The organism is Leifsonia aquatica H1aii, from assembly GCF_000633535.1.
GTDB classification, from domain to species: Bacteria; Actinomycetota; Actinomycetes; order Actinomycetales; family Microbacteriaceae; genus Leifsonia; species Leifsonia aquatica_A.
The window spans coordinates 1-17,944 of sequence record NZ_AYMR01000026.1; the positions used below are offsets into that span (position 1 = coordinate 1).

16 protein-coding genes are annotated in these 17,944 nt (G+C 70.2%); 9 read left to right on the forward strand and 7 right to left on the reverse strand.

Going from position 1 to position 17,944, the window contains the following annotated elements; translation table 11 throughout:
• Positions 1–17: 17 nt before the first annotated feature.
• Together U870_RS0119205 and U870_RS0119210 are read right to left on the reverse strand one after the other, a co-directional pair.
• The gene (locus U870_RS0119205) at positions 18–1,745 is read right to left on the reverse strand and encodes an amidase (protein WP_025158997.1); all 1,728 of its coding nucleotides are present in this window, start codon (positions 1,743–1,745) and stop codon (positions 18–20) included.
• Positions 1,742–2,797: an agmatine deiminase family protein gene (locus U870_RS0119210; protein WP_025158998.1), complete on the reverse strand. Its 1,056-nt coding sequence runs from the start codon at positions 2,795–2,797 to the stop codon at positions 1,742–1,744. Before U870_RS0119210 ends, U870_RS0119205 begins: the two co-directional genes overlap by 4 nt.
• Before the next feature lie 84 nt (positions 2,798–2,881).
• On the opposite strand from U870_RS0119210, the gene U870_RS0119215 reads away from it, so the two are divergent.
• Positions 2,882–3,508: a TetR/AcrR family transcriptional regulator gene (locus U870_RS0119215; RefSeq protein WP_025158999.1), complete on the forward strand. Its 627-nt coding sequence runs from the start codon at positions 2,882–2,884 to the stop codon at positions 3,506–3,508.
• Between the two features lie 56 nt (positions 3,509–3,564).
• On the opposite strand, the gene U870_RS0119220 is transcribed toward U870_RS0119215, so the two are convergent.
• From U870_RS0119220 to U870_RS0119230, 3 genes are all read right to left on the reverse strand, one after another.
• On the reverse strand, positions 3,565–4,617 hold the full coding sequence (locus tag U870_RS0119220) for an alpha/beta fold hydrolase (RefSeq protein WP_025159000.1): 1,053 nt from the start codon (positions 4,615–4,617) through the stop codon (positions 3,565–3,567).
• Between the two features lie 72 nt (positions 4,618–4,689).
• Positions 4,690–5,568, reverse strand: a complete 879-nt coding sequence (locus tag U870_RS0119225) for an alpha/beta hydrolase (RefSeq protein ID WP_043710490.1) — start codon at positions 5,566–5,568, stop codon at positions 4,690–4,692.
• Entirely contained in the window at positions 5,565–6,311 is a 747-nt protein-coding gene (locus tag U870_RS0119230; RefSeq protein WP_025159002.1) for a 3-hydroxybutyrate dehydrogenase, read from the reverse strand. The genes U870_RS0119225 and U870_RS0119230 overlap by 4 nt, the downstream gene beginning before the upstream one ends.
• A gap of 291 nt (positions 6,312–6,602) precedes the next feature.
• On the opposite strand from U870_RS0119230, the gene U870_RS0119235 reads away from it, so the two are divergent.
• A complete protein-coding gene (locus tag U870_RS0119235; protein WP_162819196.1) occupies positions 6,603–7,625 on the forward strand; it encodes an Ig-like domain-containing protein in 1,023 nt (340 codons plus the stop codon).
• 24 nt (positions 7,626–7,649) lie between these two features.
• Here the strand turns inward: U870_RS0119235 and U870_RS0119240 are convergent, their stop codons facing one another.
• Positions 7,650–8,618 carry a Gfo/Idh/MocA family protein gene (locus U870_RS0119240; protein ID WP_025159004.1) on the reverse strand — a complete coding sequence of 323 codons (969 nt, stop codon included), beginning with the start codon at positions 8,616–8,618 and terminating at the stop codon, positions 7,650–7,652.
• Between the two features lie 147 nt (positions 8,619–8,765).
• Between U870_RS0119240 and U870_RS0119245 the strand changes: the two genes are divergently transcribed.
• The 5 genes from U870_RS0119245 to U870_RS0119265 all read left to right on the forward strand — a co-directional run bounded on the left by U870_RS0119245 (position 8,766) and on the right by U870_RS0119265 (position 13,852).
• Entirely contained in the window at positions 8,766–9,182 is a 417-nt protein-coding gene (locus U870_RS0119245) for a YciI family protein (RefSeq protein WP_025159005.1), read from the forward strand.
• Positions 9,183–9,237: 55 nt separating this feature from the next.
• Positions 9,238–10,440: an RNA polymerase sigma factor gene (locus U870_RS0119250; protein WP_052357840.1), complete on the forward strand. Its 1,203-nt coding sequence runs from the start codon at positions 9,238–9,240 to the stop codon at positions 10,438–10,440.
• Between the two features lie 124 nt (positions 10,441–10,564).
• Positions 10,565–11,611, forward strand: a complete 1,047-nt coding sequence (gene glsA, locus U870_RS0119255; RefSeq protein WP_025159007.1) for a glutaminase A — start codon at positions 10,565–10,567, stop codon at positions 11,609–11,611.
• On the forward strand, positions 11,608–13,236 hold the full coding sequence (locus U870_RS0119260; protein WP_025159008.1) for an MFS transporter: 1,629 nt from the start codon (positions 11,608–11,610) through the stop codon (positions 13,234–13,236). The genes glsA and U870_RS0119260 overlap by 4 nt, the downstream gene beginning before the upstream one ends.
• 94 nt (positions 13,237–13,330) lie before the next feature.
• A complete protein-coding gene (locus tag U870_RS0119265; RefSeq protein WP_025159009.1) occupies positions 13,331–13,852 on the forward strand; it encodes a hypothetical protein in 522 nt (173 codons plus the stop codon).
• Between the two features lie 67 nt (positions 13,853–13,919).
• On the opposite strand, the gene U870_RS0119270 is transcribed toward U870_RS0119265, so the two are convergent.
• Positions 13,920–14,351, reverse strand: coding sequence for a hypothetical protein (locus U870_RS0119270; RefSeq protein WP_025159010.1), 432 nt, complete (start codon positions 14,349–14,351; stop codon positions 13,920–13,922).
• 320 nt (positions 14,352–14,671) lie between these two features.
• On the opposite strand from U870_RS0119270, the gene U870_RS0119275 reads away from it, so the two are divergent.
• Complete coding sequence (locus tag U870_RS0119275; RefSeq protein WP_025159011.1) at positions 14,672–15,136, forward strand: hypothetical protein; 465 nt, start codon at positions 14,672–14,674, stop codon at positions 15,134–15,136.
• A gap of 111 nt (positions 15,137–15,247) precedes the next feature.
• A complete protein-coding gene (locus tag U870_RS0119280) occupies positions 15,248–17,782 on the forward strand; it encodes an NB-ARC domain-containing protein (protein WP_029947878.1) in 2,535 nt (844 codons plus the stop codon).
• The last annotated feature ends 162 nt before the right edge of the window (positions 17,783–17,944 follow it).

The following is a 17,944-nucleotide window of genomic DNA, read 5'->3' on the forward strand; positions in this document are numbered from 1 at the left end:
ACATTCGGTCCGAATCGTCAGAGGGCCGGGGTGCGGGGCGGCGGCGTCCGGCGCGGATGGGCCGCCTCGAAGGCGGCGCCCAGGGCGAGCAGCGCCGTGTCGTCCCAGGCGCGGCCCGCGAACGTCAGCCCCACGGGCATCCCGATGTCGGACATCGTGCCCATCGGGACGGTGACGGTCGGGATGCCGAGGTGCCGCGGCACGAGGTTGCCGTTGGCGACCCAGACCCCGTTGCGCCACCCGAGGTCGGCGGAGGCGGGATTCACGTCCATGTCGGCCGGCCCGACATCCGCGACCGCGGGGAAGACGATGGCGTCGAGGCCGAGTCCGTCCATCCACTCCTCGAGATCGACCCGACGGGTCTCCTCGAGACCGCGCACGCCGTCGGCCAGGTGCGGGATGCTCGCGAGTCTCGCGCCGGGGTGGGCGCGCACCCAGTCGGGGTACTCGGCGATGTCGTCGTCGAAGCCGTCGTAGCGGTCGGGCAGTGCTCCGGGCGGCTGCGGGAAGATCGTGGCGCCGTCGACATCGGCCAGAGTGCTCAGGGCCGGGTCGCCGTTGGCCTGGAGGAAGTCCTCCCACCCCCACGCCGACAGATCCACGATCTCGCTGTGCAGGTATTCGGGGGTGACGAGCCCGCGGGTGAAGACGGTCGGCGCCCCGGCGCGGTCGCCCTCGTAGTTCGAGACGACCGGGAAGTCGACCTCGACCACCTCGGCCCCGGTGGCCTCCAGCGCCCGGCGGGCCTCATCCCACAGGGCGAGCACGGAGCCGCGGGTCTCGATGCGCTGACCCGTGGAGCCGCCGATGCCGCCGCGGCCCGACGGGCCGCCCGTCCCGGTGCCGGCGTCGGGGTCGGCGCCGATGTACATCCGCGGGACGCCGAGGCGCTTGCCGGCGAGGGAGGCCTCCGCGGCGAGGGCGGAATACGACGCGGGACGCAGGTCCGACGCCCGCGGGATCGCCACCCACGGCTGCACACGCCAGAAGTCACCCCGGGTCTCGGCGTCGTCGGCGACGATCACCTCCAGGACCTCCAGCAGGTCGGCCATGGTGCGGGTGTGCGGCACGACGACGTCCATCGTGGGCACGAGGGGCCAGTTGCCACGGGTGGAGATCACGCCGCGCGACGGGGTGTACGCGCAGAGGGCGTTGTTGGAGGCGGGAGCGCGGCCCGACGACCAGGTCTCCTCGCCCAGGCCGAACGCGGCGAAGCTCGCGGCGGTCGCCGCTCCCGACCCGTTGGACGAGCCGGAGCCGAACGCCGCGGGAAGGAAGTCCGCGTTGTAGGGACTCTCGGCCCGGCCGTAGACGCCCCGCTGCATGCCGCCGTTCGCCATCGGCGGCATGTTGGTGAGCCCGAGCAGGACGGCCCCTCCCGCGCGCAGCCGCTCGATCGTGAACGCGTCCCGCTGGGCGACCAGCCGCTCGAACGCGGGTGAGCCGGCGGCCGCGGTCAGACCGCGCGCCAGGTAGCTGTCCTTGGCGGTGTACGGGATGCCGTCCAGTGGTCCGAGCGTCTCGCCGCGGGCGCGGCGGTCGTCCGAGGCGCGCGCGGCCGCGAGGGCCGCGGGGTCGCGGACGACGACCGCGTTGAGGCGCGGGCCGGTCGTGTCGTAGGCGTCCATCCGGGCGAGGTACGCCTCCACCAGCTCGACCGCGGTGGTCTCCCCGGTCTGCAGTGCCTCCCGGAGCCGGGCGATGTCGGCCTCGACGACGTCGAACCTCGCCGCGTCGCCGCTCATCGTGCCGCCGCCGCGGATGCGCCGGGCAGGGCGGGCTGCTGCTGGGTGATGCAGTGGATGCCGCCGCCGCGCTCGAAGATCGGACGCGAGTCGACCATGCTCACGCGACGACCCGGGTAGGCCGCCTGCAGGATCTCGGTCGCCTCCGCATCCGCGCGCTCCTCCCCGAAACCGCACGCGACGACGCCGCCGTTGACCACGAGGTGGTTCACATAGCTCCAGTCGACGAAGCCCTCGGCGTCGCGCAGCGTCGCGGGGGCCGGCAGCTCCACGATCTCCCACGGGCGTCCGGCGGCGTCGGTCGTGTCGGCGAGCACGGCGCGCAGCTCGCGCGAGACGGCGAAGTCGGGGTGCTCCTGGTCGCGCTGGGTGTGCAGCAGGAGGCGTCCGGGCGACGGGATGGTCGCCACGATGTCCACGTGCCCGTTCGTGCCGAAGTCGTCGTAGTCGCGGGTGAGCCCACGAGGCAGCCAGACCACGTGGGTCGCGCCGATCGTGCGGGCGAGTTCGGCCTCCACGCGGGCCTTGTCGGCATAGCGGTTGCGGCGCGGGTCGAGCTGCACGGTCTCCGTGACGAGCACGGTGCCGTCGCCGTCGACGTGGATGCCACCGCCCTCGTTGACCAGCAGCGAGCTGACCAGCTCGGCGCCGGTCCGCTCGGCGACGAAGCGTGCGATCCCGGCGGACTTCTCCCACTCCGACCAGGCCGGGTCGCCCCAGCCGTTGAAGACCCAGTCGACCGCGCCGAGCACGCCGGGTCGCTCGTCGTCGAGGACGAACGTCGGGCCGAAGTCGCGCATCCAGAACTCGTCGAGCGGCGCCTCCACCTGCTCGATGTGCGAGCCGAGCATGCGGGCCGCGCGCTCGCGCTCGGTCGGGTCGACCACCATGGTGACGGGCTCGAACTCGGCCGTCGCGTGCGCGACGGCCGTCCAGGCGGCATACGCCTCCTCCGCCGACGCGGCATCCTCGCCGAGGGTGATGCCGGCGCGCGGGAAGGCCATCCACGTGCGCTCGTGCGGGGCGGTCTCTGCGGGCATGCGCCAGCTCATGCGAACCTCCATGGGTCGTCGTGACGAAGCTTGTTGATCAAACGATCAATAGTTGTCCTCGACGGTACCTATACTGAACCCACCATGTCAAGAGCGCCCCGCAGACCGCCCGCCGAACGCCGCGCCGAGATCGCCGACGCGGCCCGCGACCTGGCGCTCGCCGACGGCCTCGCCGCCGTGACGCTGCGCGGGGTCGCCTCCCGGGTCGGAGTCACACCGGCGCTGGTGGCCCACTACCACCCGGCGATGGACGAGCTGGTCGCGGCGACGTTCGCGGCCGCGGTCTCGCCCGAGATCGCCGAAGTGGGCGACCTGCTGGCGGCCGAGGACGAGCCGGTCGAGCGCGTCGCGACCCTGCTGCGCACACTCCTCGACGGCACGCGCGACGACGTCACCACGGTGTGGGTGGAGGCGTTCGCCCTCGGCCGGCGCAGCGACCGCCTGGCAGAGGCGGTGCGCGAGCAGATGGACACCTGGCAGCGGCTCATCCAGGAGGTCGTCGAAGACGGCGTCGGCACCGGTGCGTTCGCCGTCGCCGACCCCGCGGCGGTCGCGTGGCAGCTGCTGGGCACGATCGACGGGTTGAACGCCCAGGGCCTCGTGCGCTGGGGAGCGGGCGGCGACCGCTACCCCCTGCTCGCGCACGCGGTCGAGGGCATGCTCGGCCTCGCCCGCGGTCAGCTGGCCGAGCGGCGCGTCCTCGAGACGTGAGTCGTTGCGGGTGACAGGCTCCTCGGACCCGCAACGACTCACGTCTCGCGGGGTGGTCAGCCCAGGTGCGCGAGCAGCTCGGCGAGGAACGCCTCCGGCTTCTCCAGGTGCGGGGAGTGTCCGCAGCCGTCGAAGACGACCTCGCGGGAGGTTCCTCCCGCCGCGGCGTAGCGGTCGAGCACGGCGCGGGTCTGGGCGAGCATCGACTGCGGCGGCGCCACCGCGTCGCCCGGCCAGCCGGGGATGATCCCCGCCGCCCCGAGCTGGTTGAGGTCGAAGAAGGAGGCGTCGCCGACGATCGCGTCGAGGGCGCCGTGGATCCACAGCACCGGCGGTTTCGCGGCCAGGTCGACGATCCCCGAGGTGTCGAAGTACGTGGGCGCCATCGTGTTGAGCACCCCGCGGCCGCCGGGTGCGAACCCGGGCCAGTTCTCGGAGCCGGATGCGTCGCCGGGATAGTTGTCCTCGCCGGTCGCGGTGCTGAGCATGGACTCCACCCAGAGGTCCTCGAGGTCGGAGACGAACCCGGGCGCCACGTACGACGAGCGGTAGACGGCCCGGGGCGAGGTCGGGGAGTCCTCGCCCGTGTCGCCGGCGGCGAGTCGGGCGACGAAGTCCGGGTTGGCGCCGCCGCCGCCCGTGCCGGACGCGTCGGCGTTCAGCAGGCTCCCGTCGGTGCCCGTGCCGCCGAACCCGTAGGGGGAGACCGTGGAGACGAGGGTCAGCGATCGCACGAGGTCGGGGCGGTCGAGCAGCAGCTGCATGGCGACACCGCCGCCCATACTCCAACCCACCAGGTGGACCGGCCCGAGTGCCAACGCGTCCGCCACCGCGGCGACGTCGTCCGAGAAGTCGCGGACGCCGCGCGTGGCATCCACCGGCAGGGTCTCCGAATCGCCGAAGCCGCGCAGATCGACCGCGAGCGCCCGCACGGTGTGCGGCAGGGCGAGCATCAGCGGCTGCCAGAAGAGCGAGGAGGAGACGTTGCCGTGCATGAAGAGCACGGTCGCTGCGGCGGCGCCCGACGACGGACGTTCGAGCACGTTCGCGGCGAGACGGTCGGTGGGGACGCGGCGGGCGGCGATGCCCGCGAGCAGGGTTCCGGTCATGGGGTCTCCTCGGGTCGAGTGGGCGGATCGGGGTGGACGGAGCGGTTCGGGCGGAGAGGGCGGTCGGGCGGTTCAGCCGGCCGGCGCGAGCAGGGGAAGCACCTGGCGCACGCCGTCCTCGGTCATCACGATCGTGTAATGGTTGACGTCGACGGCCTCGTGCGTCCGCAGCTGCGGGAGCCGGCCGGCCCAGTCCGCGACGACGGCGGGGTCGTAGAGCGGGTCGGCGTCGAGCAGGCCGCGCGGCGCGCGGAGGAACGAGATCGGGAGGGTGAGCACGGCCAGGGCGTCGGCGTATCCGGCGCTGCCGTCAAGCTCCAGGGCGTTGACCGCGACCGCGTCCTCGCTCGCGCTCGAGCGCAGCTCGGGAGGGACGCCGACCAGGTCGTAGTCGACGTACCGTTCGATCGCGTCGTTCCACCACGGTCCGATCGCGGGATGCGCGCGCCAGAAGGCCCGGTAGTCGTCCGCGGTGGCGAACCGCATCCGCAGCCGCTGCAGCGCGGGACCGAGCACGACGGCGGGGAGGTCCTCCGGCGGGATGCCCGCGGGAGGGGCGAGGGGGAGGCCGCCGTCGATCAGGACGAGCCGCTCGACCCGGTCGGGGTGCCGTTCGGCGAGCCGCACCGCCACGAACGCTCCCATCGAATGGCCGGCCACCGGCGCACGGTCGATGCCGAGCGCATCCATCGTCCGGGCGAGGTCGTCGGCATGGGCGGTGAGGCCGTATGGTCCGGGCAGCGCGGAGCTGCGGCCGCGCCCCCGCAGGTCGGGCGCGACCACCCGGGTGCCCGGCAGGGCCGCGGCGACCAGCTCCCACGCGAGGTGGCTGGCCGTGATCCCGTGGACGGCGACGAGCGTCGGACCGTCGGCGGGGAGGTCGGGGTTCCAGATGCCGCCGGCGAGCTCGCCGCCGGGCACGGGTACGTCGAACGCGCGGTACCCGCTCATCGCGCGCTCCACCCGCCGTCCATCGTGTAGCTCGCCCCGGTGACCATCCGTGAGTCCGGGCCGGCCAGCCAGAGGGCGAGACTCGCCACCTCGGTGGGCTCGACCAGCTCCTTGATCGCGGACTCCGTGAGCATGACCTTCTCCACCACCTCGGCCTCTGGGATGCCATGGAGCCGCGCCTGGTCGGCGATCTGCTTCTCCACCAGGGGTGTGCGGACGTAGCCGGGGTTGATGCAGTTCGAGGTGACGCCGTGCGGTCCGCCCTCCAGCGCCGTCACCTTCGACAGTCCCTCGAGGCCGTGCTTGGCGGCGACGTAGGCCGACTTGTACTCGGAGGCGCGCAATCCGTGCACGCTCGAGATGTTGACGATGCGGCCGAAGCCGCGTTCGTACATTCCGGGCAGCGCCGCACGCACGAGGAGGAACGGCGCCTCCAGCATGATCGTCAGCAGCAGCCGGAACCGCTCCGGTTCGAACTCCTCGATCGGGCGCACATGCTGGATGCCCGCGTTGTTGACCAGGATGTCGACGTCGAGGCGCAGATCGCCGAGCGGACCCGTCTGCGCGAGGTCGACCTCCCACGCCTCGCCGCCGATGCGATCGGCGACCGCGCGGGCGGCGTCGCCGTTCAGATCGGCGATGGTGACGTGCGCGCCGGCCGCGGCGAACGCCTCCGCGCAGGCCAGGCCGATGCCGCTGGCACCGCCGGTGACGAGGGCCCTTCGGCCCGAGAGATCGGTCACGACGGTGCTCCTCCCGGCGGGCGCGCACGGCCCTGGCCGCACTCTAACGCCGCGGGCGGCGCGAACGGAAGGGCGCGTGCGCGCGGCGATGCGGTCGCACGTCGCGTCGTCCGTCGGCGACGAGTCGAAGAGCCGATCCGCGCCTACGGAATTCGGGGTCTGGACTACGGGATTGATCTCCGAGACCGCGGAGACCCGAAATGCATGCATTCATTCTTGAAGTCCTGCCTGTGTCCCGTCACGGCAGCAGGACCCCATCCGTCGCCCGTCCGAACCCGACTTGGACCCGTCATGACCCGAATGCTCCCCCGTGCCGTTCTCCGGACCGTCGTCGTCGGCGCCGCTGTCGCCGTGGGCGTCGCGCTCGCCGTCCCGACCCCTGCGCTCGCCGCCCCTCGCGGCGAATCGACGCTGACCCTCATCAGCCCGACGAGCGGATCCACGATCGGTCCCGGCACGCACTTCGTCGGCGGTGACCTCGACGTGCTCCTTCCTGAGGGGACCGAGGTCCAGATCACGGCGCTCCTCCTCCCCGACGCGGACGACGAGCACCCGTGCGCGGGAACGGTCGTCGGGAGCGGCGCGCTCGACCCCGACAACATGTTCCACGTGGAGCTGGACGCACCGCTCCCGGACGGTACGTACGTCTTCGGTGTCTGCGCGGGCCCGCTGGCCACCACCGCCGTCGTGACCATGGACAACCCGTTCGAACTGGTCGCTCCGGCGGCGGGCAGCACCCTCGCCCCGGGAGAGGCGATCTCCTCCGGTGTCGGCAGCCCCGGTTCGACGGTCGACGCGCGCGACGCGTCCGGATCGGTGCTCGGCTCGAGCACGGTCGACGCGGACGGGGCGTGGACGATGCCGCTCACCGGTCTCGTCGCCGGTCCGCTGACGGTCGTGTTCACGCAGGATGCCAAGGTCGTCACCGCCGACTTCGTCGTCCGCGCTCCCGCGGGCGGTGACGGGGGAGAGGCCGTTCCCGAGGATGGCGGCGAGTCGAAGCCCGGACCCGGCGCGGAGGCTCCCATCGGCACGGAGCCGGAGATCGCAGCGCCGGACATCGCAGCGCCGGAAGGTGCAGCGTCGGAGGTCGCAGCGCCGGCCGCGCCCGTTCCCGCGTCGCGCGCCGCCGGCCCCTTCGTACGGCCGGATGCCCTGGCCGCCACGGGCAGCGACGCAGGAACGGGGGTCGCCGCCGCCGCGCTCCTCCTGTTGGCCGGCCTCGCGGCGATCGTCACCGTCGCGATGCGCCGTCAGCCGCATCCATTGGTCGCGACACGCCGCGCCGCGCGGCGCGGAGACGGCGTGTCGTGACCAATGGATCGACAGCGCGCGGGGTTACGGGTAGCGCAGGCCGATGCGCTCCCGGATGTCGTCCATGCTGCCCATGATCGCGACCGACTGCGACAGCGGCAGACGCGGATCCTCGCCGCCGCCCGCCGCGATCAGCCGCTCGATCGCCTGCGCCTGGTACTGCATCCCGCGCCCCGTGATCGTCGCCTCGAACCGCTCGATGAGCACGCTCTCCGAATCGAGCACGCGGAACGCGCCGGGGGCGAAGAAGAATTCGTCGAACTCGATGCGGCCGTCCGTGCCGATGACGGTCGCGGTGTTGCTGCCGCGCGCGTCCAGCTCGGTGGTGAGGACGGCCTGGGATCCGCTCTCGTACGAGAACAGGATCGCCGTCTGCCGGTCGACGCCGGTCGTGGTCGGTGTCGAGATGGCCTGCACGCCCGAGGGGGCGCCGAGGACGTCCCAGGCGAACGAGACCGGGTAGATCCCCAGGTCGAGCAGGGCGCCGCCGCCGAGGGCCGGGTTCAGCATGCGGCCGACCGGGTCGGCGTCGGCCTTCTGCGAGTGGTGGGCGATGACGGAGCGCACCTCGCCGATCGTGCCGTCCGCGATGACCTCGTGCATGCGCTCCATGTGCGGGAGCCAGCGGGTCCACATGGCCTCGAGCGCGACGAGGCCACGGGTGCGGGCGGCGTCGGCGATCGCCTCCGCCTCGGCGCGGTCCATCGTGAACGGCTTCTCGACGAGCACGTGCTTGCCCGCCTCGAGCGCGAGCAGCGCGTTCGGCGCGTGCTGCGGGTGCGGGGTGGCGACGTAGACGACGTCGACCTGGGGATCGGCGACCAGCTCCTCGTAGCTGCCGTGCGAGCGCGGGATGCCGTGCGCCGCGGCGAAGCGTGCCGCCGACGCGGACGTGCGCGACCCGACCGCGACCACTTCGTGGCCGTGCAGCTTCAGATCGGACGTCATGGCGGCGGCGATACCGCCGGTGCCGAGGATTCCCCAGGTCGTCATCGTGTTCCTCTCGCGGTTCTCAGGTCTGCGCCGTCATCGTATCGGCGCTGCCTAAACTCGTGCCGGGGCCGTGTCGATCCGCTGGCCCGCCGTTCGACCTCGGTGTGGAAGGCGCGAAGAGGTCTTCCCCGACACAAGGAGCACACGATGGCCAAGTACATGCTGATCATGCGATCGACCGACGAGGCGTTCGCCGCGTTCGCGAACCTGGAGTTCGCCGACATCCTGGACGCGATGGGCCGGTTCAACGACGAGCTCATCCGCGCGGGCGTGCTGCTCGCCGCGGAGGGCCTCGATCCCGCGCCCGGGATCGTCGTCGACTTCACCGGAGAGGAGCCGGTCGTCACCGACGGCCCCTACGGCGAGACCAAGGAGCTGTTCAACGGCTACTACATCCTCGACGTCGCCTCGGCCGAGGAGGCCGCCGAATGGGCGAAGCGCATGCCGTACATGACCGGCTCGAAGGCCGAGATCCGCCGGGTGACCACGATCGACGAGTTCCCGCAGGACAACGAGTGGGTCGCCAAGGAGCGCGCCTGGCGCGAGTCCACCGGGCAGCTCTGAGCCCGGGGACCCGTCGGTGACCGAGGCGAGGCGTGCCGTCGAGGCGGTGTGGCGGATGGAGTCCGCCCGCATCGTCGGCGCCCTCGCGCGGTACACCGGCGACTTCGCGCTGGCCGAGGACGTGGCGCAGGAGGCCCTGGCCGAGGCGCTCGTGGGGTGGGAGACCGGCGGGGTGCCGCACCAGCCGGTGAACTGGCTGCTGGCCGTCGGCCGCCGGCGCGCGATCGACGCGTTCCGCCGCCGGTCCGGTCGCGACGAGCGCTACGCGCTCCTCGCCCGGGAGCTGGACGAGGAGACGCCCGGCGCCGACGCCCTGTTCGATCCCGACGCCATCGACGACGACGTGCTCGCGCTGATGTTCACCGCGTGCCACCCCGTCGTGTCGAAGGAGGCGCGCGTCGCGCTCACCCTGCGGGTGGTCGGCGGCCTCACGACCGACGAGATCGCGAAGGCGTTCTTCGTGCCGGTCGCCACGGTGCAGGCGCGCATCACCCGCGCCAAGAAGACCATCGCGGCCGCGCACATCCCGTTCGCGGTGCCCGAGGTGCAGGAGCGCGGCGAACGCCTCGGCTCCGTGCTGAGCGTGATCTACCTGATCTTCACCGAGGGGTCGTCGGCGACCGGGGGCGACTCGTGGATGCGCACGGACCTCGCGGCCGAGGCGCTCCGCCTGGCCCGCGTGCTCACCCGGCTCGCGCCCGAACCGGAGGTCTACGGCCTCCTGGCGCTGCTGGAGCTGACGTCCGCGCGGTTCCCCGCCCGGGTCGACGCCGCAGGCCGGCCCGTCCTTCTGGAGGATCAGGATCGGCGCCGCTGGGATCACTCCGCGATCCGGCGCGGGCGGGCGGCGCTGGCGATGGCGGCGGCCGCCGGCCGGGGACTGGGCTCCTACGGGCTGCAGGCCGCGATCGCCGAATGCCACGCGGTGGCGCCGTCCGTGCCGGAGACGGACTGGGAGCGCATCGTCCTGCTGTACGAGGCGCTCGGCCGGCTGGCGCCGTCGCCGGTCGTCGACCTGAACCGGGCCGTCGCCGTCGCGATGGCGACGGGGCCCGCCGACGGGCTCGTCGCCGTCGACGAGCTCGTCGCCCGCGGTGAGCTGCCCGGCTCCCACCTGGTGCCGGCCGTGCGCGCCGAGCTGCTCGCCCGGATGGGGCGACCGAGCGAGGCCGCCGCGGAGTACCTCCGTGCCGCCTCCCTCTGCGCCAACGCCGCCGAGCGCGCCGTCCTCGAGGCGAAGGCCACCGCCCTCTCGTGACCGCCGAGAGGGCGGATGGTTCGCCGTCTCGCGTGATTCGCGTGCACGTCTCGCCGTGTCGCGACGTGACGTGGGGCTGGTGGAGGAGGCCTGCGGGTCACTAGCGTCGTGCCGGGAGGCGACGATGTTCGAGACCGACACCGACGGGATCCACCAGGAGGCGGCCACGGGCGCGCTTCCCGGCTGGGACCGCGTGGAGCAGCTGGTGCAGGCCGCGCACGACCGCTATCGCGGTACCGACGACGGGACGGTGGCCGACTACATCCCGGCGCTTGCCGAGGCGGACCCGGACTGGTTCGGGATCTGCGTCGCCGACGTCGCCGGCGGCCTGCATGAGGTCGGCGACTCCGCCGTGCCGTTCTCGATCCAGTCGATCTCGAAGGCCTTCGTCTACGCGCTGGTGTGCGAGGAGTTCGGGCACGAGCGGATCGGAGAGCTCGTCGGCGTCGACAACACCGGGCTGCCCTTCAACTCGGTGATCGCCCTCGAGCTGAACGGCGGCCACCCGATGAACCCGATGGTCAATGCCGGCGCGATCGCCTCGACCGCGCTGCTGGCCGGGGCGACGGCGGACGAGAAGTGGCGGTCGGTGCACGACGGCCTCTCGCGGTTCGCCGGGCGGGATCTCGTCGTGGACGAGCGCGTCTACACCTCCGAAGCGGAGACGAACTCGCGCAACCAGGCCATCGCGCGGCTGCTGCAGAGCTACGGACGGCTCGACGCCGATCCGGGCGAGACCGTCGACGTCTACACCCGCCAGTGCTCGCTGCTCGTCACCGCCCGCGACATCGCGGTCATGGGCGCCACCCTGGCCGACGGGGGCGTCAACCCGGTGACCGGTGAACGCGTCGTTTCCGCCGAGGTGAGCCGCGACACCCTCGCCGTCCTCGCCGCGAACGGGCTCTACGAACGATCCGGGGAATGGCTGTTCCAGATCGGGCTGCCGGGCAAGTCCGGTGTCTCCGGCGGCATCGTCTCCATCGCGCCCGGCAAGGGGGCGATCGGAACGTTCGCGCCTCCCCTCGACGCGGCCGGCAACAGCGTGCGCGGGGAGCGGTCGACGGCGTACCTGTCGAAGACGCTCGGGCTCAACCTGTTCGCGTCCGCCGAGCCGGCTCCGGCCGCCCGGGCCTCCACCTCCACCGCCCTCGACTCCAGGAGTGCACGATGACCGCGACCACCGGTGAGCAGACCGCAGCCAAAGCCTCCTGGGCGCCGATGGTGGGGCTGTTCCTCGCCCAGGTGCTGATGTCGTTCAACGTCGCAGCGCTGCCCGTCTCGCTGGGCGGGATGGTGCAGGACTTCGGTGTGCCCCCGACGTCGGTCAGCACGGCCATCGTGACCTACGGGCTCTCGGTGGCCGCCCTCGTCATGGTCGGCGCGAAGCTGGGCCAGCGCGTCGGGTGGGTGCTGATCTTCCGCATCGTCGTGGGGATCTTCGCCGTCTCGGCCCTCATGATGATCCTGTCCCCGACGGTCGGCTGGGCGATCGCGGCTCAGGCGCTCGCCGGGGCGTCCGCCGCGATCATCGTCCCCTCCCTCGTCGCCCTGATCGCGGAGAACTACCACGGTGCCCAGCAGGCGACGGCGGTCGGGTCGCTCGGCTCGGCGCGCGCCCTCTCCGGCGTCAGCGCCTTCCTCATCGGCGGCGCGCTCGGGACCTTCGTCGGGTGGCGCCCGGTCTTCGGCATCGTGCTGGTGCTCGCCGTGCTGGTGCTGATCTTCAGCGTGCGGCTGCGCAGCGACGGCGCCGACCGCAGCGTGAAGATCGACATCGTCGCCGCCCTCTTCATCGGCGCCGCGATCGTGCTGCTGACGCTCGGCTTCAACAACCTCAACGCCTGGGGCGTCCTGGTCGCCCGGGAGAGCGCACCGTTCGACATCCTGGGGCTGTCCCCGGCGCCGGTCTTCATCGTGGTCGGGCTCATCCTCGGCCAGGCGTTCTTCTTCTGGACCAGACGGCGCACCCGGCTCGGGCGCGTGCCGCTCGTCAGCCTCAGCGTGCTCGGCTCGTCGCGCGAGCGCGCCGCGGTCTACGCGATGTTCATCGTGGTGGCGCTGGAGGCCGCGCTGAACTTCTCCGTGCCGCTGTACATCCAGATCGTCCAGGGCCGCACCCCGTTCGACACGTCGCTCGCGATGATGCCGTTCAACCTCACCGTCTTCGTGGTCGCCACCCTCATCGTGCGGTTCTACGGCCGGTTCGCCCCGCGCACGATCGGCGTCTTCGGGTTCCTGCTCACCACGGTCGCTCTCGCCTGGCTGGCGTTCGTCGTGACCAACAACTGGGAGACACTGCCGACCATCCTGGGCCTGATCGTCTTCGGCGTCGGACAGGGCGCCCTCGTCACGCTGGTGTTCAACGTGCTCGTCACCGCGGCGCCGAAGAAGCTGGCGGGTGACGTCGGCTCGGTGCGCGGCACCACCCAGAACCTCGCCTCCGCCGTCGGGACGGCGCTCGCCGGGGCGATGCTGGTCACCATCCTCGGACTCAACGTCGGGCAGGCGGTCACCGATCATCCCGAGCTGCCGCCCTCGCTGGTGGCCCAGGTCGACCTCGACAACGTCAACTTCACCAACAACGACGATCTGCGCGAGGCGCTGTCGCGCACCGACGCGACCCCCGCCCAGGTGGATGCGGCCGTCGCGGTCAACGAGGAGGCCCGCCTGAGCGCGCTCAAGCTCGGCCTGCTCATCCTGGCCGGCATCTCCGCGCTCGCGATCGTCCCCGCGTCGCGACTGCCGAAGTACCGCCCCGGAGAGATCCCCGAACCCGACAACGTGAAGCACTCCTGACCTCCCGCTCCGGCGTCGAGCGGTCGAACGGTCCGCCCTCTCGACGGATCCGCGTGCACTGTGCGCCGCCTCGGCGATGGCCGAGGATGGAGGGGTGACCCTCTCCGCGACCGAACGCATCGTCCCCGTGACCGTGAACCGCGTCGAACTGGTGGCGGAGGCGCCGTTCGCCGCACTGCGCTCGGAGCTGGAGCGCGCGGTCCCGGCGCTCGACGAAGCCCGGCTGGCCGAGCTGCTCCGCTTGGGCGCATCCTGGGCGCAGCTCACGCGCGAGGTGTCGGGAGGCGGCGGCCTCGTCCGGTTCTGGACGTCCGACCCCACCCCGGTGATGCGCGTCGGCGGCGCCGACCTGCCCGCGGCCGGCTACCTCCTCGGCGACTATGTCACGGCGGCCCGGATGTTCCGGCACGACCCGGGCACGGCGCTGTACACGCCGGTGCGGCTGGAACTCCATGGTCGCGGCGCGGCCACCGTCCTCGCGTTCGACCAGCCCAGCTCCGCCCTGACGGCCTTCGGCAACAACAAGATCACCCAGGCCGCGTTCGAGCTCGACCGGCTGCTGGGCGACCTGCTCGAGGACCTCGGGCTTCCGCGGCCGTCGGTGCTGCGCCGCTGACCGGCGGTCGCCGACGGCGGTCGCCTCCGGCGGGCCGAGGCGAATTGCGACGCCGAGGTCGGCGGCCTCACGCCGGAAGAGCGCGCGGCCCCGCGATCAGCCGCACCGTCATGGCCACCGCGAAGACGAGCGAGAGCAGGATCGCCACCGTGGCGCCGAGCCAGGCGGCGCCGGCGAGGCGGAGGAACAGCAGCTCGCCCGGGCCGGCCTCCACGCTGGCGAAGTGCTGCCCCATCGCGAGGGCGCCGGCGATGCCGAACCACAGCGCGGTGGTCAGAGCGATCCACACCCGGCGGGGGAGGGCGCCCGAGCCGATGCGGCGGGTCGCCACGCGCGCCAGCAGGTGCAGGGCGATCGGAGCCGCTGCTCCGGCCGCGAGGAAGGCCACCGACGCGACGGTGCTGCCGCTGTTCACGGCGGCGAGTCCCGCGAGGGCGAGCAGAGGCACGGCGAGTGCGACGATGCGGACGACCTGACCGGCGGTGATGGCTGACTTCATGGTCCCAGTCCATCGCGTCGGCGGTGTCCGGCGCATCGACCGGCAGGACGAAACCCGGGCGCGGGAGGTCAGCCCAGGGGATGACACGGCCCGACCCGTGTCGCCCGATTTGGGGGACAAACTCGTGTCCTCCAAACAGCCCACAGACCTGTCCGTCTAGCTATGCTCGGTCTGGCGCGAGCGGCACCGGACCCGAAACCCGGATCGAGCGCGGCGCCACCACGCGGACCCGAACCGCGTGCACCGCATCCTGCACCACGCACACCCGCACCACCCCGACCCGATAGCAGTCACGTCTACCCGAAGGACACACTGTGAACATGCACGCCTACGACCGCGCCCACGACGCCGCCCAGCGTCTCAACCGTCGCCACGAGCGCGACCTCCACTGGGCGAAGGAGCGTCGCCGGCAGCAGGAGCGCGACATCGCCGAGGCGGTGGCGCTGCTGGAGACGAGCCGGTTCGCGCTCGTCCGCCGGACGGTCGTCGTGGACGTCGTGCTGCTCGTCGCGATCGGCGTCGGCCTCTGGGCCGCGGCGGCCGCGGCGCTGACCGAGCCGTGGTCGCTCGTCGTCGGGATCGCAGCGGGGATCGCGGCGGCCGGTGTCCTCACCGGCGCCGCGATCTCCCTCGCGCGCCTGCGCGCCCGGCGGGTCGCCGCCCGCGCGCTGCTCGACTCGCGGGAGGCGCGCCTCGCGCACACGCAGTTCCACATCCACGAGAGCGTGCACTCCTACATCGACTCGTACACCGACGTGGTCAACACGCGCCTCGCTTCCGCCTGAGCCGCGGCGCCGCAGTCGGCACCCGCACGGGGGATGCAACAGGACGGTTAGGGGATGGCAGGGTTGCCCGTGACGGCGTCTATGTTTCGTTGGACACCCAAGGGGGGTTTCGTGAGCTTTAACGCAACAAGACTGACTTGTTTTGCGCTGATTTCGTCGTTTGAAGGCGACTGCCGAGAACTGGTTTCCGAACTTGATTCAGACGCAAAGTGGCCCGGTGCGGTAACAGATGCCGCAACGGCGCGCCTGAAGCGCGCGCGTAGCAAGGCTGCACCCACGAGAGAGCTACTTGTTGAGTATCTCGACTTTGCTGACAGCTATCAGATCCTTCTAGCGAACAAACAACATCTTGACGCGAGCGCTCTCACGTCCTTGAGCGACGTTTCGCCGTATCTAGGAAAGCTGACCGCCGTGAGAAATCGCGTGGCTCACTCTCGGCCGATGGAAATTGACGATTTGGCGACGGTCCACGACATCGCGCGCAATCTGTCGCACTCGAATCCAGCCGGGTGGCCGACCCTCCAAACCACGTTGGACCATCTCGAAAACGACCCTGCGTTCGTCCTTGGCCTAACTGTCCAACTTCCAAGTGATCCGCTTGACACGCCGCTACATAACTTGCCCGTTCCGGATTTTGATGAAACGGGCTTCTTTGGCCGTTCTAAGGAACTCCGTGCGATCAAGCGCGCGCTGCTTGGGCCTTGGCCGGTTGTGTCGATCCTAGGTGACGGAGGAATCGGCAAAACGGCGATCGCGGTAAAGGCGGCATACGAGTTACTCGACGACAAGTCCGCAAACTTCGACGCCGTCGTTTGGGTGTCAGCCAAGGCGACGACGCTGACTTCCGGAGAGATCAAGAACATCGGAGGCGCGATTCAGGATTCTCTAGGAATGTTTGAGGCTGCAGCCGCAGGGTTGGGCGCGGACCTGGACGCAAACGACGTTGCCACGGAAGTGTTGTCCTACCTGGGCGCTTTTCGAATTCTCCTCATTCTGGACAACCTTGAGACCGTCACCGACCAGCGCCTTAGGAATTTCCTTCTTGATCTGCCGAATGGCAGCAAGGTCTTGGTCACCAGTCGGATCGGGCTTGGAATCGAGAATCCGATCAAACTTGAGCCTCTCAGCACGGAAGAATCTCGAGGCTTGTTGCGGTCCTTGTCCTCGATACGAAATGTGCAGGAGATAAAGTCCCTTGACGAGCGTAACCTCGATCGATTGGTCTCGAAGCTCAAGGGGCATCCGCTCTACATCAAGTGGCTTGTCGCCGGCGTACAGACAGGGCGACGACCATTTGAGCTCATCAATGACAACAGTCTTCTCCTGGATTTCTGCATGTCCAATGTTTACGACAAGCTCGGAGAAGGAGCGCGCCGGGTGCTGCAATCCATGCAGGTTGTACGCGGACCACGCGGACAGGGTGAACTTGCCTATCTAAACGACATGACGGCACAGCAAATCCAGGCATCGTTGCTTGAACTGATGACCACCAACTTCGTATCGATGCGACACTCGGGGGATGAGTCGCTCGACGGGAGTTATGAGACGGGCGATTTCGCAAGCCAGTACCTCGCACGTCATCAGCCGGTTAGCGCCAAGTTCCGCTCGACAGTATCCGCCAGGGCACAATCACTGACTGAGCTCGGCCAGCAACTCAGATCGCACGGGCGCTCGGACCGATTTGACTCCGCGTCAATCGACATCCGTGGGCCGCATGACGTTCCCGCGGCCCGACTATTGTTCGATGCTCAAAAACGCGCGAGTGATGGGCGATTTGACGACGCAGTCAACTTGTGCCACGAGGCGCAGACGTTGTCTCCGACATACTATGAGGCTTGGCGCATCGAGGCCTTTGTCCAAGACCAGCGCCAGGATCGATTTGCAACCATCTCTGCATTTGAGCGGGCATATGAGCTTGCAGAAGAATCGCCGATCGCTGGGTATCATTTCGGCGTTTATCTGACCGAAGTCGTCGGCGATCATGAGCGCGCTTTGGCTGTCCTACAGAAGGCGGCGCGTGACGAGCCCGCAACCCCGCCTATTATCATGCAGATTTCACGCACACACTTTTATCGGGAGGCATACCTAGAGTCGGTCGATTCGTGCAGAGCACTTGCCTCCCTTCAGCAGAACGCCTCATCTCACGCGGAGAACGTCGAGTTGGCGCTCCGCGCAGCGGTCTTTGGTGTCGAAAGGGCGCTTTGGGACGGCGAGCTTGCACATTCTGCCGACCTACTCGAATCGAGCTTGCAGGTATTGAGCGAGACGCGGATTGAGTACGTTCGGGCGGGCCTATGCGATTGGATTCTTCGCCTCGCGCATCTCGCCAGCACGATAGCGGCAGAGTCAGAAGGCGACCCCTTCATCGCCTCGAAGGTCGCGGCCTTTGCGCCCGCGTTTAGGGACAAGGTGAGGGTAATCGAGCCAGAGCTCCTGGACCGCAGGACCGGGCTGGTGGTTAGATTCGACAGCGAGAAGATGTATGCCTTCGTTCAATCCGGCGGTCTTGACTTCTTCTTTCACCGGAACGAGTTGGTCTACCGAAGCCATTGGCAATACGTGGACTCCAACGTCCTGGTTGGCTTCGAGCCGGACGACACCAATGCAAAAGGACCGCGAGCGCACCGCGTCCGACTACTCGTTTAGCGTATGCGTGGTTGTTTCCGTCCATTTTCGGAAACAGTCATGTGGCCTTCGCGTTGCATGTGACTGAAATGGACAGGTCGCTTTCGGCCTGAGCCAACCCGCTAGTGCTGCCCCAACGTGACCGTGGCGCCGTACGTTTGCGCCCGCGCGAACCGCCGCGGC

What these genes read in the sequence shown, in the direction of transcription:
- U870_RS0119205 (WP_025158997.1), bottom strand. Translation starts at nt 1,745, where the DNA reads ATGAGCGGCGACGCGGCGAGGTTCGACGTCGTCGAGGCCGACATCGCC.
- U870_RS0119210 (WP_025158998.1), bottom strand. Translation starts at nt 2,797, where the DNA reads ATGAGCTGGCGCATGCCCGCAGAGACCGCCCCGCACGAGCGCACGTGG.
- U870_RS0119215 (WP_025158999.1), top strand. Translation starts at nt 2,882, where the DNA reads ATGTCAAGAGCGCCCCGCAGACCGCCCGCCGAACGCCGCGCCGAGATC.
- U870_RS0119220 (WP_025159000.1), bottom strand. Translation starts at nt 4,617, where the DNA reads ATGACCGGAACCCTGCTCGCGGGCATCGCCGCCCGCCGCGTCCCCACC.
- U870_RS0119225 (WP_043710490.1), bottom strand. Translation starts at nt 5,568, where the DNA reads ATGAGCGGGTACCGCGCGTTCGACGTACCCGTGCCCGGCGGCGAGCTC.
- U870_RS0119235 (WP_162819196.1), top strand. Translation starts at nt 6,603, where the DNA reads ATGACCCGAATGCTCCCCCGTGCCGTTCTCCGGACCGTCGTCGTCGGC.
- U870_RS0119240 (WP_025159004.1), bottom strand. Translation starts at nt 8,618, where the DNA reads ATGACGACCTGGGGAATCCTCGGCACCGGCGGTATCGCCGCCGCCATG.
- U870_RS0119245 (WP_025159005.1), top strand. Translation starts at nt 8,766, where the DNA reads ATGGCCAAGTACATGCTGATCATGCGATCGACCGACGAGGCGTTCGCC.
- U870_RS0119250 (WP_052357840.1), top strand. Translation starts at nt 9,238, where the DNA reads ATGGAGTCCGCCCGCATCGTCGGCGCCCTCGCGCGGTACACCGGCGAC.
- glsA (WP_025159007.1), top strand. Translation starts at nt 10,565, where the DNA reads ATGTTCGAGACCGACACCGACGGGATCCACCAGGAGGCGGCCACGGGC.
- U870_RS0119260 (WP_025159008.1), top strand. Translation starts at nt 11,608, where the DNA reads ATGACCGCGACCACCGGTGAGCAGACCGCAGCCAAAGCCTCCTGGGCG.
- U870_RS0119270 (WP_025159010.1), bottom strand. Translation starts at nt 14,351, where the DNA reads ATGAAGTCAGCCATCACCGCCGGTCAGGTCGTCCGCATCGTCGCACTC.
- U870_RS0119275 (WP_025159011.1), top strand. Translation starts at nt 14,672, where the DNA reads ATGCACGCCTACGACCGCGCCCACGACGCCGCCCAGCGTCTCAACCGT.